The 13,600-nt window shown below is 72.4% G+C and carries 12 protein-coding genes and 1 pseudogene; 8 read left to right on the top strand and 5 right to left on the bottom strand.

Translation table 11 applies throughout. The annotated features are described in order from the left end of the window. Window positions 1-78: 78 nt before the first annotated feature. Window positions 79-624, bottom strand: a pseudogene (locus tag ABZ749_RS15500) (phosphoribosyltransferase family protein); the annotation flags it as partial. 187 nt (window positions 625-811) lie between these two features. Here ABZ749_RS15500 and ABZ749_RS15495 point away from each other — a divergent pair. From ABZ749_RS15495 to ABZ749_RS15480, 4 genes are all read left to right on the top strand, one after another. Further along, window positions 812-1,450 carry a septal ring lytic transglycosylase RlpA family protein gene (locus tag ABZ749_RS15495; protein ID WP_357228011.1) on the top strand — a complete coding sequence of 213 codons (639 nt, stop codon included), beginning with the start codon at window positions 812-814 and terminating at the stop codon, window positions 1,448-1,450. Window positions 1,451-1,554: 104 nt separating this feature from the next. Further along, window positions 1,555-2,679: a PP2C family protein-serine/threonine phosphatase gene (locus ABZ749_RS15490; protein ID WP_357228014.1), complete on the top strand. Its 1,125-nt coding sequence runs from the start codon at window positions 1,555-1,557 to the stop codon at window positions 2,677-2,679. A gap of 129 nt (window positions 2,680-2,808) precedes the next feature. Next, window positions 2,809-4,665 (top strand): acyl-CoA dehydrogenase, encoded by a 1,857-nt coding sequence (locus ABZ749_RS15485; protein ID WP_357228008.1) that lies wholly within the window; start codon window positions 2,809-2,811, stop codon window positions 4,663-4,665. Between the two features lie 194 nt (window positions 4,666-4,859). Continuing rightward, window positions 4,860-5,129, top strand: a complete 270-nt coding sequence (locus ABZ749_RS15480; RefSeq protein ID WP_030487564.1) for a DUF6458 family protein — start codon at window positions 4,860-4,862, stop codon at window positions 5,127-5,129. Window positions 5,130-5,178: 49 nt separating this feature from the next. Here ABZ749_RS15480 and ABZ749_RS15475 read toward each other — a convergent pair whose 3' ends face one another. Continuing rightward, complete coding sequence (locus tag ABZ749_RS15475; protein ID WP_357228005.1) at window positions 5,179-5,718, bottom strand: histidine phosphatase family protein; 540 nt, start codon at window positions 5,716-5,718, stop codon at window positions 5,179-5,181. Between the two features lie 112 nt (window positions 5,719-5,830). On the opposite strand from ABZ749_RS15475, the gene ABZ749_RS15470 reads away from it, so the two are divergent. Next, window positions 5,831-6,118: a DUF6458 family protein gene (locus ABZ749_RS15470; protein ID WP_350854835.1), complete on the top strand. Its 288-nt coding sequence runs from the start codon at window positions 5,831-5,833 to the stop codon at window positions 6,116-6,118. A 230-nt stretch (window positions 6,119-6,348) separates the two neighbouring features. Here the strand turns inward: ABZ749_RS15470 and ABZ749_RS15465 are convergent, their stop codons facing one another. Next, on the bottom strand, window positions 6,349-7,026 hold the full coding sequence (locus ABZ749_RS15465) for a hemolysin III family protein (RefSeq protein WP_355004642.1): 678 nt from the start codon (window positions 7,024-7,026) through the stop codon (window positions 6,349-6,351). Between the two features lie 107 nt (window positions 7,027-7,133). Here ABZ749_RS15465 and ABZ749_RS15460 point away from each other — a divergent pair, with 107 nt between their 5' ends. The 3 genes from ABZ749_RS15460 to ABZ749_RS15450 are packed head-to-tail and all read left to right on the top strand — an operon-like array spanning window position 7,134 to window position 9,404. Further along, window positions 7,134-7,811, top strand: coding sequence for an allophanate hydrolase subunit 1 (locus tag ABZ749_RS15460; protein WP_357228001.1), 678 nt, complete (start codon window positions 7,134-7,136; stop codon window positions 7,809-7,811). Continuing rightward, entirely contained in the window at window positions 7,808-8,671 is an 864-nt protein-coding gene (locus ABZ749_RS15455; protein ID WP_357227999.1) for a biotin-dependent carboxyltransferase family protein, read from the top strand. The genes ABZ749_RS15460 and ABZ749_RS15455 overlap by 4 nt, the downstream gene beginning before the upstream one ends. After that, window positions 8,655-9,404 carry a 5-oxoprolinase subunit PxpA gene (locus ABZ749_RS15450; protein ID WP_357227997.1) on the top strand — a complete coding sequence of 250 codons (750 nt, stop codon included), beginning with the start codon at window positions 8,655-8,657 and terminating at the stop codon, window positions 9,402-9,404. Before ABZ749_RS15455 ends, ABZ749_RS15450 begins: the two co-directional genes overlap by 17 nt. 34 nt (window positions 9,405-9,438) lie before the next feature. On the opposite strand, the gene ABZ749_RS15445 is transcribed toward ABZ749_RS15450, so the two are convergent. Next, window positions 9,439-11,271: an NHL domain-containing thioredoxin family protein gene (locus ABZ749_RS15445; protein ID WP_357227994.1), complete on the bottom strand. Its 1,833-nt coding sequence runs from the start codon at window positions 11,269-11,271 to the stop codon at window positions 9,439-9,441. A gap of 117 nt (window positions 11,272-11,388) precedes the next feature. Next, the coding region (locus tag ABZ749_RS15440) for a hypothetical protein (protein ID WP_357227991.1) at window positions 11,389-13,600 on the bottom strand (2,212 nt) is incomplete at its 5' end.

The raw sequence follows: 13,600 nt of genomic DNA, 5'->3' as shown, positions 1-13,600 counted from the left end.
CGATCGGGGAGTCGCTGGAGTAGCGGGCCAACGCATACCGGGAGGCGTCCACGCCGATCGCGTCGACCAGGTCCTCCAGGGCAGATCCGCGGCGTCGATCAGGCCGGTGATCCGTAGGTTGGCCGCGATCTCGGGCGGGCAGTCCACGGCCACCACCGCGGTGCCCAGCACCTCGGCGCCCCGGGCTGCGCAGATGTCGTAGAGGGCGTGCAGCTGCGCGCCGGTACGCACCCAGTCGTCCACCACCAGCACCCGGTCGTCGGGGCCGAGGTGGCGGTCCCGTACGGCGAGGTCCACCCGTCGACCCCGGTAGTCCGGTGGGCTCTGTGCCCAGGTGAGTGGCCCGGCCGGCAGGCGTCCGTCACCGGGCTTGTGTGCGGCCACGAAGCCGACCCCGAGGGCGGTGGCGGCCAACGGCCCGAGCAGCAGCCCGGTGACGGCCGGCGCGAGCACCACCGTTGGCCGGGCGGCCCGGTACGGCGCCACCAGGGCCGGCCCCAGCTCGGCCAGCACCGCCGGGTCCCGCCACCAACCGGAGATGTCGCTGACCAGGTGACTGGTGCCCGGGCCGGGGTCGATCCACTGGAACAGGGCGGCCAGGCGTTCGGTCAGATCGGCGGGCATCCGCTCATCCTGCGGCACGGGCGGCGGGCGCGACGGCACCCGGGCCAGCCGGCCCACCCCGGGTCGGATGATCGGCTACACGTACCTGTGCAAATGCGGGCATACCACCATGATCACGTTGACTTCGGAAGTGCTTCTCTCGTTACGGTCCGATCCGGTTTGTTCAGACGACGAAAGGACCGGGCCGGTGGCAGGCAAGCACTCTCGTACCCGCATCTTCTCCTCCCCGGCGGGCATCGTGGCCACCGCGGCGGTCGGCGTCGCCCTCGCCGTCGGCGGCACGGTAGGTGCCGTGCAGTTGGTCTCCGGCCCCGACCAGTCCGGGCAGGTGGCTCTCGACCTCACCCCGACCACCGCCGCGAGCAGCCTCACCCCCAGCTCCCCGGCCGCCACCCCGAGCGTCAGCGCCTCGCCCAGCGTGACCGCCAGCCCGTCGGCGACCCGGTCGCAGCAGGCCGCCTCCCGGGGCAGGGAACGCACCACGTCGCCGAAGCCCAAGCCGAAGCCGACCGTCAAGAAGACCACGGCCGCGGCGAAGGTGCTGGAGAGCGGTTCGTGCGGCGCCTCGTTCTACTCCGACGGGCAGCTCACCGCCAACGGCGAGTCGTTCAACCCCGACGCGCTGACCGCCGCGCACAAGACGTTGCCGTTCAACACCAAGGTCCGGGTGACCAACCCGGCCAACGGCAAGTCGGTGACGGTGCGGATCAACGACCGTGGCCCGTTCATCGACGGCCGCTGCCTGGACCTCTCCCGGGCCGCCTTCGCCAGCATCGCCTCGGTCGACGTGGGCGCGCTCACCGTCCGCTACGAGGTCCTCGGCTGAGCGGGAGCGGCGACGCCGATTCGGTCGGCCGACTGGGCCGGCCGGACAGAACCTCCTCAGACGACGGGTCAGGTTCATTCACCGGTTCACGTGGATCAGGCAAACTGTCCCTCGTACCCACGCGACTCCTCCAGTCGGGCCGTCGCCCGCTGAGCCCCGGATCCCGCGCCGGCCTCGGCGCGGCCCTCGTTCTGCTCGCGATCGTCTCGGCGGTGGAGGCGGCGGACGGCCGTAAGGTGCACTACGTCGCGCTCCTGGCGGCCGCGCCGGTCCTCGCCGCCGCCCTGGCGTCCTGGCTGGTGGTCCTGGGGGTGGGCGTCGCGGCGACACTGATCGGCGCCGGCTTCGCGCTGCTCGCGCCGAAGGTTTCGTTGGCCACCTCGGCCAACGTTGTCGCTGTCGCTCTCGTCACCGGAATGGCAGTGGCGGTGGCCTGGGTTCGCCAGCGGCAGGCCGAGCGGATCGTGGAGCTGACCAAGCTCGCCTCGGTGGCCCAGCAGGCGGTGTTACGCCCGCTCGGGCCGCAGGTCGGCACGCTCTCGGTCGCGGGACGCTACATCTCCTCCACCGCGACGGCCGAGATCGGCGGCGACCTGTACGAGGCGATCGACACGCCCTACGGCGTCCGCATGATCATCGGTGACGTGCGGGGCAAGGGCCTGGACGCGGTCCGGCTCGCCAGCATCGTCCTCGGTTCCTACCGGCACGTGGCGTACGAGCGGGCCGACCTGCGGGCCGTCGTCGCCGACCTGGACCGCGCGGTGGCCCGCAACGTCGGCGACGAGGACTTCGTCACGGCGGCACTGGTCGAGGAGCGTGGCGGCACCCTCACGATCGTCAACTGCGGGCATCCGCCACCGCTGCTGCTACGCCGAGGTGCGGTGATCCCGCTGGAACCGCCGGCCCCGGCGCCTCCGCTCGGGTTCATGCCGGTGGTCCGCCCCCGGGTCGAGCGCCTGGAGCCCGGGGACCGGCTGCTGCTGTTCACCGACGGTCTCGGCGAGGCGCGGCGGGACGGTGAGTTCTTCCCGACCGCCGACCGGGCCTGGCGACTGCTCGGCCATGGCACTGTCGCCGACGGGCTGGCATCGCTGGAGACCGCCCTGGTCGAGTGGGTGCACGGTCGGCTCGACGACGACATCGCGTTGGTCCTGATGGAGTACGTGGGTGCCCGCGCCGGCGCGGCCGTCGCCGTCCCGAGCTGGGAGGTCGGCGCCGCCGAGAGCTGAGCCGCCCGGTCGCGCCCGCAGGTGTGTAATGGCCGTCACTTGGGTGATCCGCTTGTCGCTGCCTACCCGCGAGTAATACAGTCGGGGTTACTGATCGGTAACACCTGTCCGGAAGCGGGGCCAGCGAGCATGACCCACTACAAGAGCAACCTGCGGGACCTTGAGTTCAACCTGTTCGAGGTCTTCGGGGCGGACCAGGCGTTCGGCCAGGAACCGTACTCCGAACTCGACGCCGACACCGCCCGCAGTTTCCTCTCCGAGCTTGATCGCCTCGCTCGCGAGGACCTGGCCGCCAGCTACACGGACAGCGACCGCAACCCGCCGGTGTTCGACCCGGCCACGCACACCGCGCCGCTCCCGGAGTCGTTCAAGAAGTCCTACCAGGCATTCATGGACTCCGAGTTCTGGCGCCTGGACCTGCCGCCGCACCTGGGCGGCACCAACGCCCCCCGCGCTCTCTGGTGGGCCCTCGCCGAGCTGGTGCTCGGCTCGAACGCCCCGATCTGGATGTACGCCTCCGGCCCGTCCTTCGCGCACGTGCTGGAGGTCGAGGGCAACGAGCAGCAGAAGCGGTGGGCCAAGCTCTTCATCGACAAGCAGTGGGGCTCCACCATGGTGCTCACCGAGCCGGACGCCGGCTCGGATGTCGGCGCCGGCCGTGCCCGTGCCATCCAGCAGCCGGACGGCTCCTGGCACATCGAGGGCGTGAAGCGCTTCATCACCTCGGGTGAGCACGACCTCAGCGACAACATCGTGCACTACGTGCTGGCCCGTCCGGTGGGGGTGGAAGGCGTCGGTGGCCCCGGCACCAAGGGCCTGTCGCTCTTCGTCGTGCCGAAGTTCCACTTCGACGAGACCACCGGCGAGCTGGGCGAGCGCAACGGCGTCTACACCACCAACGTCGAGCACAAGATGGGCCTGAAGGTCTCCAACACCTGCGAGCTGACCTTCGGCGAGCACGGCGTACCGGCCAAGGGCTGGCTGCTGGGCGACAAGCACGACGGCATCCGCCAGATGTTCATGATCATCGAGTACGCCCGGATGCTGGTCGGCACCAAGGCCATCGCCACCCTCTCCACCGGCTACCTCAACGCCCTGGAGTACGCGAAGAACCGGGTGCAGGGCGCCGACCTGGTCCAGCAGGCGGACAAGACCGCGCCGCGGGTCACCATCACCCACCACCCGGACGTGCGCCGCTCGCTGCTGCTGCAGAAGTCGTACGCCGAGGGCCTGCGTGCCCTGGTTCTCTACACCGCCACCTGGCAGGACAAGGTCGCCATCGCCGAGGCGGCCGGCGACGAGAAGGCCACCAAGCTGGCCAAGCGGGTGAACGACCTGCTGCTGCCGCTGGTCAAGGGCGTCGGTTCGGAGCGGGCGTACGAGATGCTGGGGCACGAGTCCCTGCAGACCTTCGGCGGCTCCGGGTTCCTCCAGGACTACCCGCTGGAGCAGTACGTCCGGGACGCCAAGATCGACACCCTGTACGAGGGCACCACCGCCATCCAGAGCCTGGACCTGATCTTCCGCAAGATCGTTCGGGACAACGGCAAGGCCCTCATGGCGGTCGCCGGCGAGATCCAGGAGTTCATCTCCACCGAGGCGGGCAACGGCCAGCTCAAGGAGGAGCGGCAGGCGCTCGGCAAGGCGCTCGGCGAGGTGCAGAACATCCTCGGTGTGATGACCGGCTGGCTGGGCGAGGCGCAGGGCGGCGACACCCGCGCCCTCTACAAGGTCGGGCTGAGCAGCCGGCGCTTCCTGCTGGCGATCGGTGACCTGGTGGTCGGCTGGCTGCTGCAGCGGCAGGCCGAGGTGGCGCTGAAGGCGCTGACCGGCGAGGTCTCCGCCAGCGACAAGGCGTTCTACACCGGCAAGGTGGCCGCTGCCCGATTCTTCGCACGTGAGGTGCTGCCCCGCATCGGCGCCGACCGGCGGATCATCGAGGGTGCCGACCTCGACATCATGGACCTCCCGGAGGAGGCCTTCTAGGTCCTGTGCCGGGTCGCACCACTCGGCACCGACGGCCGGCGGGGCATGACGCCCCGTCGGCCGCCGCCGTTTCGACCCGACGGTGGGCACGGATTGACCGCGCCCGGTCGGGTATGCCGCTGCCGTGGCGGGTAACCGTCGCGTGACCTCGAAAGGGAACGCCCAGAGCCACCGCACGGGGGAGTGCAGCGCACATGGGTGTAGGAAGCGGCATTTTTCTCATCGCGATCGGCGCGATCCTGACCTTCGCGCTGAGAGCCAACGTCTGGTGGATCGACGTACGCGCCGTCGGCTGGGTGTTCATCCTGGCCGGGCTGGCCGTACTGCTGACCACTGTCTGGTTCTGGCAGGACCGGCGCAAGCGGGCTCGAACCCTCATCGTGGAGGAGAACCGGCTGTCTCATCCGACGGCGATGATGCCGCCACCGCCGGACCCGCCGCCACCAACCGCGCCGCCGTCCTGATCCCGGCACAACGCGTACCCCTGAGCCACCCGTCGGATCGGCGGGTGGCTCAGTCGCGTGCGGTGTGCCGAGCCGTGAGCGGCGCTCCCGCCCTGCTCAACTCCGCCCAGCCCAGCGGGCAGCGGTGCACCGCCAGCTCGGCGGTGCGCAGACCCTCGTCGTTCACTCCCTCGGGGTCGAGGAGTGCGGAGAGCAGCGAGATGCCCGGATTGTGGGCAATGAGCAAGGCTGTGCGGGCCGCCGGGTCCACAGTGCGGGCCAGCGACAACAACTCCTCGGGGTGCGCGTCGTACGCACCCGGCTCATAACGGACAGTCGGGCGAGGACCGGTCGGGCCACCCTCCGGCGGTGAACCGGTCATCCCCATCGCCACCCCGTGCCAGGTCTGGCGGGTGCGTCGGGCCGTCGAGCAGATCACCACGTCGGGCAGCAGCCCCTGGTGCGCCAACCAGGCCCCAGCCGCAGCCGCGTCGGCGGTCCCGCGTGCGCTCAACGGCCGCTCCGCGTCGTCCGCCGCGTCGTTGCCCTGCTCGGCCTTCGCGTGCCGCAGCAACACCAGTGTCCGTGTGTCGGGGTCGGCGTCCGTCATGCCCCCAGCTTGCCCGATTGGCGATCTCCGTGCCTGGGTAAGTCGATGGATGCCGCACCCCTACCGACGGCCGCGGCGCGACGTACGCCAGGTTAGAGCCGAGGAGCGAGACATGGGCATTGGTGGCAGCATCTTTTTGATCGCGTTAGGCGCGATCTTCGCGTTCGCAGTGGAGGCCGACCTGGGTTGGCTGGACCTGGCCGTGGTCGGCTGGGTGCTGATGCTCGCCGGCGTCGCCGGCCTGCTCGCCACCCTCTACTTCTGGAACAGCCGCCGCCGCCCGGTAGTGGCCGCGCCGGTTCGCGAGGAGCGCGTGGTCGCCGACCGGGTCGTGCCGGTCCAGGACAACCAGGTCGTGCAGGAGTACCGCGAGGTGCGTCGGCCGGGCCGACCGGTCTGATCCTCGCCCACACACTCCGGGGTCCCGCAGCGTCGCGGGGCCCCGGCTCGCGTGTGCGCCCCGGCTCGCGTGTGCGCGACGGGACCGCCAGCACCCCGCTACCCGGCCATCTTGAAGTGTGGGCCTGATCCCGGAGGCGGTGATCGGGTGAAGATCGTGCTCGATTTAGGAACTAGTGCCTTCGAATGCGAGCGAGGCCACTACATCCTTGATCGAGCACGATCATTGGGTCAGGCGAACAGCGCGAAGTAGATCGCGATGTGGTGACAGAGCGCCGCCAGCAGGGTGCAGGCGTGGAAGAACTCGTGGTGGCCGAAGACCGTCGGCCACGGGTTGGGTCGGCGCAACGCGTAGAAGACCGCGCCGACGCTGTAGATCGCGCCGCCGACGATCAGCAGCACCAGCGCCGCGACGCCGCCCCCGTGCAGGATCTCCGGGAGCATGGCCACCGCCACCCAGCCCAGCGCCAGGTAGAGCGGCGCGGACACCCAGCGTGGCGCGTGCGGCCAGACCACCTTGACCGCAACGCCGGCCAGTGCGCCACCCCAGACCAGGGCCAGCATCACGGTGGCTGGCCGGGGCGCGAGCAGCATCGCGCAGAGCGGTGTGTACGTGCCGGCGATGAACACGAAGATCATCGAGTGGTCCATCCGGCGCATCACCTGATAGCCGCGCTCCGACCACACGCGGCGGTGGTACAGCGCGCTCGTACCGAAGAGCCCGCAGACCGTCAGGCTGTAGATGAGGCAGCTCACTAAAGGTGCCCACCCGGGTCGGGTGGCGGCGATCGAGCAGAGCACGATGCCGCAGACCAGGGCGACGAAGAAGGCGTACGTGTGCAGCCAGCCGCGCATCCGGGGCTTACCGATGTCGACCGGCTTCAGACGAAGCGGGGCGGAGGTGGTCACCCAGTCAGGTTACGGCACCGTAGGTTACTTGTAAGTAGTGGCGTTGGTGACACCCGGCACCGTCAACGTGAACACCGGATCGGCACGGCATCGGCGAGGATGAGCGGATGCGGATCCGACCCGTCGGGGCGCACGCCCTGCTACTCGACTGCACCGCCCCCGCCGACACCCCCGAAGCCGAGGCCGCCTTTGTCGAAGCGTGGCGGGCCGAGCTGTGGCGGCGTCGGGAGCGGGGCGATCTGATCGCTGTGGAGATCGTGCCGGCGGCCCGGACCGTGCTACTCGACGGCCTGCCCGACCCGGCCACCACGACCGAGCAGCTGACCCGTTGGGCGTCCACCGTCGCCGGGGCCCGAGGCGCAGCCGACCTCCGTGACGCCACAGCCGAAGACGGGGCCGACGACGCGGCTGAGGTGTTCGTGCCGGTCACCTTCGACGGGCCGGACCTGGCGGCGGTGGCGGAGCACTGGGGCGTGGACGTGCCGGCAGTGCGGCACAAACTGACCAGTACCCGGTTCCGGGTCGCCTTCTGCGGATTCGCCCCTGGATTCCCCTACCTGACCGGGCTGCCCGCCGAGTTGGCGCTGCCCCGCCTCGCCACGCCCCGTCCCCGGGTGCCGGCCGGCTCGGTCGCGTTGGCTGGCCCGTACGCCGGCATCTACCCGGGCGCTTCCCCGGGCGGCTGGCTGCTGGTCGGTCGGACCGACCTGGTGCTGTTCGACGTGGCCGCGGACCCGCCGGCCCGACTCGGTCCGGGGACCACGGTGCGGATGGTGGCGGCGTGACCCGCCCGGCCGCCATCGAGGTGATCCGCGCCGGTGCGCTCACCACTGTGCAGGATCTGGGCCGGCCCGGCTGGGCGCACCTGGGCGTACCCCGGTCCGGCGCCCTCGACCCGGGTGCCCTGCGGTTGGCCAACCGGCTGGTCGGCAATCCGGAGCACGCGGCCGGCCTGGAGATCACTCTCACCGGCTGCACAGTGCGGTTGACCCGGGCCGCCACGGTGGCGGTCACCGGCACCGAGGTTCCTGTCCAGGCGGGTGCCCGGCCCGGTGACACGGGACGCCCGCTCAGCGTGCCGGCCGGGACTGTACTGCGGATCGGTCCCGCCCGTCGGGGCGTACGGAGTTGGCTGGCGGTGGCGGGCGGCATCGACGTGTCACCGGTGCTCGGGAGCCGGGCCACCGACACCCTCTCCGGGCTCGGCCCGCCCCGGCTACGGGACGGTGACCTGCTGCCGCTCGGTGATCCGGTCGGCACCCCGGCACCGGTGGATGTGACCGTGTGCCCCACGCCGCCGGAAGAGCTGCACCTGACGCTGGGTCCCGGTCCTCGCGAGGACTGGTTCACGCCGACCGCGTTCAACCGGCTCTTCAGCAGCGCGTACACCGTCAGCCCGGTGAGCAACCGGGTCGGTGCGCGGCTCGCCGGCGCGGCGCTGCCCCGCGCGGTGGCCGGCGAACTCCCCAGCGAGGGCATCGTGCTCGGGGCGGTGCAGGTGCCGGCGGACGGACAACCCCTGATCTTCCTCACGGACCATCCGACCACCGGTGGATACCCCGTCATCGGGGTGGTCACCGACGTGACCCCGCTCGCGCAGGCCCGGCCAGGTACTACCGTCAGATTCCATGGACCTCAACGCTGACCTGGGCGAGGGATTCGGCATCTGGCGACTCGGTGACGACGAGGCACTGCTGAGCCTCGTCACCTCCGCCAACGTCGCCTGCGGCTTCCACGGTGGCGACCCGTCGACAATGCGGCGGGTCTGCGAAGGCGCCGCGCGACGCGGGGTCGCGGTGGGCGCGCAGGTCGGCTACCGGGACCTGGCCGGCTTCGGCCGGCGGCACATCGCGTACGACTTCGCCGAGCTACGCGACGAGGTGACCTACCAGTTGGGGGCGCTGGACGCGTTCTGCCGGCTGTTCCGCACCCGGGTCCGGTACCTGAAGCCGCACGGCGCGCTCTACCACGCGGCCAGCACCGACGAGTCCCAGGCGGCGGCGGTGGTCGCCGCCGTCAGCGGTTACGACGCGGAGCTGCCCGTACTCTGCCTCCCCGGCTCGACGCTCGCCCAACTCGCCGTGGGTGCCGGCCTGCCGGTGGTTGCCGAGGCGTTCGCCGACCGTGCCTACCTGCCCAACGGGGCGCTGATGCCGCGCGGCACCCCCGGCGCGGTGATCACCGACCCCGAGCAGATCGCCGAACGGGCGGCGCGGATGGCCACCGAACGCAGCGTGGTGGCTGTCGACGGCACTGTCATCCCCTGCTCGGTCGACTCGATCTGCCTGCACGGGGACACCCCCGGCGCGGTCTCCGCCGCCGAGCTCGTCCGCGCCAGCCTGATCGACGCCGACATCACACTGGCCCCGTTCGCCTGACCGGAGGGGCCCAGCCGGGCCCCTCCGAATCGCGTCAGGCGTCCAGGCCGCGAAGCACCAGCGGCAGCCGGGTCACGGCGCCGTCGACCACCCGGACCGGTACGCCCCAGTCCTGCCGGGTCAGGTGGCACGCCGCGTGCTCGACGTCCGCGTCACAGGTCGCCGCCTGCGCTGTCACCTGGAGCACCCCCGCGGTGACCTCGCCGTTGAGCACCAGCCGGCGGGACAGCTCGGTGCCCGTGCCGGCACCGTCCACCAGCAGTTCCGGCGGGGACGCGGAGACCACCAGCCGGGTCGACGGCCCGTACGTCTCGTCCAGCTTCTGCCCCGGCGCCGGGGTGAAGACGATGTCCAGGGTGACCTCGCCGGCGGCGACGTCGGTCGGCTTGCGCTCGGTGCGGTGCCGTGGCCCGTCCACAGTGCTGGCACCCGCCGCCGACAGGGCACCGGGGGCGAGCCGGGTCAACCGGTGTGCGGCGGACTCCACCACCAGCACCTCACCGGACGGGGTGAGCACCAGGTCGCTCGGCTCCGCCAACCCGTCGGCGACGGTGGAGACCTGGTTGCTGGCCGGGTCGAAGCGGCGCACCGCACCGTTGTACGTGTCCGCGATCAGCACCGAGCCGTCCGGCAGCGCGCACACGCCCAGCGGGTGCTGGAGCAGCGCCGACTCCGCCGGGCCGTCCACGTGCCCGAAGTCGAACAGGCCCTGCCCGACGGCGGTGCCCAGCACACCGTTCTCGACGTACCGGATCGAGCTGGTCTCGCTGTCGGCCACCCAGAGCCGGGTGCCGTCGGCGGAGGTGGACAGCCCCGACGGCTGGGCCATCCACGCCTCGGCCAGCGGGCCGTCGCGTAACGCCTCCACTGTGGTGCCGGCGTACATGCCGGCGGTCCGCTTGATCGGGTCGAACCACCAGAGCTGGTGGATGCCGGCCATCGCGATGATCAGCTTGTCGTCGTACCAGGCCAGGTCCCACGGCGACGAGAGGTCGACGGCGAACGCGTCGTGGGCGTGGTCGTCGACCTCAGCGCGCCACTGCCGCCCACTGCCGGCAACGGTGACCACCTCGCCGGACTCCAGTCGTACGCCGCGCAGCAGGTGGTTGACGGTGTCGGCCACCACCAGGTCGTAGCCGGCCACCTCGGCGACGTGCGTGGGCAGCACGCACACGCCCTGCGGCTCGGAGAACGTCGCCGCTGCGGCCGGACCGTCCGCCCGGCCGCGCTCGCCCGAGCCGATCCGACGCACCGGCGTCTCGCCGTCCGGGTCGACCTCGACCAGGGAGTGTCGGGCCGAGTCCGAGACCAGCAGGTTGCCGTTGGGCAGCACCACCGCCTTACCCGGGAAGCGCAGCGCCGTCTCCGGTGCCGGCGGCGGGACGTACGGGCCGTTGCCCCGGTGCAGGGTGCCCTTGGCCTCGTGGGTGGTGATCAACTCGTCGATCAGTCGGGCCAGCCCCTCGGCGTGCCCCTCGCCGGCCATGGTGGCCACCACGTAACCCTCGGGGTCGATCACCGACAGGGTCGGCCAGGCCCGGGCCGCGTACTGCTGCCACATGTCCATCTCGGGATCGTCGAGTACGGGGTGGTGCACCCCGTACCGCTCCACCGCGGCGGCGAGCGCGTCGGCGTCCTTCTCGTGCTCGAACTTCGGCGAGTGCACGCCGATGACGACGAGCACGTCGCCGTACTTCTCCTCCAGCGGGCGCAGCTCATCGAGCACGTGCAGGCAGTTGATACAGCAGAACGTCCAAAAATCCGCGATTACGATCTTGCCGCGAAGGTCGGCGAGCTTGAGGTCGCGTCCACCGGTGTTCAGCCAGCCCCGACCGCGCAGTTCGGGAGCCCGTACTCGTGCGCTCATGCACCCATCGTGCCTGACCACCGGCCCGCGCCCGGCCGGAGGGGGCGAGATTCGGTACCACCTGCGGGTACGACGACGGCGGGGCCACGGTTGCCCGTGACCCCGCCGTCGGTGCGGCTACTTCGCGGCCGGCTTCAGGCAGAGCACCCGGTTGGCACCCTCACCCGGCAACACCACGTGGGGCTGCGTCGTGTCGGTGCACTTCTCCTTGGCGTCCACCTTCGAGACGATCGTGAACGCGCCCGCCTCGCCGCAGTCCGCCGCCGACGCGCCGGCCTGCCCGGACTGCTTCACGCAGGTGCCGACCGCCGGGTCGAAGGCCGGCGTGTCGTTCCCGCCGACCTTGCCGAGCAGAAGCAGCAGGCCGAGCGGCACCGCCAGGATGAGCATCGCGGCGATCAGCACCGCGGCCAGCACCCGGCCGTTGCGTACCTTCGGCGTCGGTGGCTCCACCTTCGGCTCGTCGACGGCGTCCGGCTTGAACGCGTCGAACCGGCCCTGGTCCGACTGGCCGGCCTCCTGGCCCCAGGACGACGCGGGCTGCGGCGGTGGCGGGAACGACGGCGGGAAACCGCCGCCGGGCACCGGTTCGGTCGCCGGCCCGCCGTAGCCCGGCGCGCCGGATCCCGGGCCGCCGAAGTTCGGCGCACCGAAGGTCGCCGTTCCGTTCGCGGTGCCGGCGGCAGACGCCCCGGGGCCGCCGAACTGGTCCGCCGACGGCTCGGCACCGGAGTGCGGGCGGGTGCCGTTCACCGGCCTGTTGTTGCCCGGGGCGTCGACGAAGGACGGCACACCGGGCGGGAACGCCGGCGGCGCCTCGTTGAACGCGTTCGGTGCGGGCTGCCGGTCGTCGAAGCGCGGATCGGCCGAGGGCTCGCCGCCCCAGCCGGGCCCAGCCTGACGCTGCGCGTCGTTCTGCCAGTCGGGCGCGGGCTGCTGCCGCTGCGCGTCGTTCTGCCAGTCGGGAGCGATCTGCCGCTGCTCCTCGTGCTGCCAGTCGGGCGTGGCCTGTCGTGGCGCGTCGTTCTGCCACTCCGGAGCACCCTGCCGGTCGGTGCCCGGGTCGCCCTGGAACGCCTCCGGCTCCGGCTCGGCCTCCGGCTCCGGTCGTGCCGGACGGCCGTACACCCTGGGTTGCGGGTTGGCCGTGCCGGTCGGTCGGATGGCCTGGTCGGTCGGGGGCATCACCCGGCTTGCCAGCGGCACCGAGGCGCTCGCCGTGGCCCGGGCCGCCGCGCCGGCTGCCGACTCGGCGTCCGACACCGGTACGACCGCGCGGCCCGCTCCGGACTCGGGCGAGGTGCGTGGGGCGGGTACCACCGCGCCGCTCGCGGAGACGTCCTCGGGGCGGCCACCGTACTGCGCGGCGGCGTCCGGGGTCTCCCGCTCGGCGTAGGCGGGCTGCTCGGGGATCGGAGCGAACTGGGCCTGGGGCGTGTAGTCGGACGGCGGGACGGCAGCCAGGCTGGCACCCGGGACGCGCTGCTCCTGCGGGGGCAGCGGCACCGCGTTCGCCGGCGAGATGCCCGGCGCGGGCCCGGGCTGGTAGGCCGGTGCCTCGTCGCCGCGGTCAGCCTCCCAGCCTCCACGGGACTGGGCGGAAGCTTCGGCCTCCGCGCGACCCCACACCTCACCGGGGGCCCACGGCTCGGCCTCCGGCACGCCGCCGGAGTTGCCCTGGGCGGCGTTGTCCGGGCCGGCGGCCCAGTTGGGCGCGCCGCCGCTGGTGGGCACGCTGGCGCTGGCACGGGCGGGGAGGTTGCTCGGCTCCGCCGGGGTCCACCCTGCCTGCTCCGGCCGCTCGGTCGGCTGCTCCGGTTGGGGGAGCACCCAGTCGGGCTGCTGTGGACGGCCCTCGGCCTCGGCCCAGGCGGCCGGCTGCGCGGGCTGGTCCTGCCGCGCGTCGTTGCCGTCGTTCCACGATGCGGGCTGCGCCTGCTGCTGCGCGGCCCACCCGCCGGAGTTGGCCGGATCGTCCTGCCCGGGCCAGTTCGTCGTCGGGGCCGGGACCTGGGCGGCGCCACGGGCCGGGCTCGGCTGGGCGGCCTGACCCCAGCCGGGGGCGGGCTGCTCGGTCGCTTCGGCGGGCTGGCCCCAGGCCGGTGGCGACTGCTCCGCCGGCGTCCACACCGGCTGGTCGTCGCGGGCGGCGCCGGCGGCGGGCCAGCCGCCGTTGCCGGTGGCCTGCTCCTGCTGGGCGCCGCCGGACCAGCCGGCGGCCTGCGGTGCGGCGTCGGACTGCGGAGACTCGGTCGCCCGCCAGTCGGCTGCGGGCGGGTTGGCCTGCGCCGCGCCGCCCCAGCCGCTGGCCGGGTCCTCCTGGGCGGGC

It is taken from the genome of Micromonospora sp. NPDC047753 (genome assembly GCF_040642735.1).
Taxonomy (GTDB): domain Bacteria; phylum Actinomycetota; class Actinomycetes; order Mycobacteriales; family Micromonosporaceae; genus Micromonospora.
The sequence above is the reverse complement of the archived record's forward strand: the minus strand, read 5'-3'. Positions and strand labels throughout refer to the sequence as shown.

What these genes read in the sequence shown, in the direction of transcription:
- ABZ749_RS15480 (WP_030487564.1), top strand. Translation starts at nt 4,860, where the DNA reads ATGGGTGTAGGAAGCGGCATTTTTCTCATCGCGATCGGCGCGATCCTG.
- ABZ749_RS15445 (WP_357227994.1), bottom strand. Translation starts at nt 11,271, where the DNA reads ATGAGCGCACGAGTACGGGCTCCCGAACTGCGCGGTCGGGGCTGGCTG.
- ABZ749_RS15485 (WP_357228008.1), top strand. Translation starts at nt 2,809, where the DNA reads ATGACCCACTACAAGAGCAACCTGCGGGACCTTGAGTTCAACCTGTTC.
- ABZ749_RS15450 (WP_357227997.1), top strand. Translation starts at nt 8,655, where the DNA reads ATGGACCTCAACGCTGACCTGGGCGAGGGATTCGGCATCTGGCGACTC.
- ABZ749_RS15470 (WP_350854835.1), top strand. Translation starts at nt 5,831, where the DNA reads ATGGGCATTGGTGGCAGCATCTTTTTGATCGCGTTAGGCGCGATCTTC.
- ABZ749_RS15460 (WP_357228001.1), top strand. Translation starts at nt 7,134, where the DNA reads ATGCGGATCCGACCCGTCGGGGCGCACGCCCTGCTACTCGACTGCACC.
- ABZ749_RS15475 (WP_357228005.1), bottom strand. Translation starts at nt 5,718, where the DNA reads ATGACGGACGCCGACCCCGACACACGGACACTGGTGTTGCTGCGGCAC.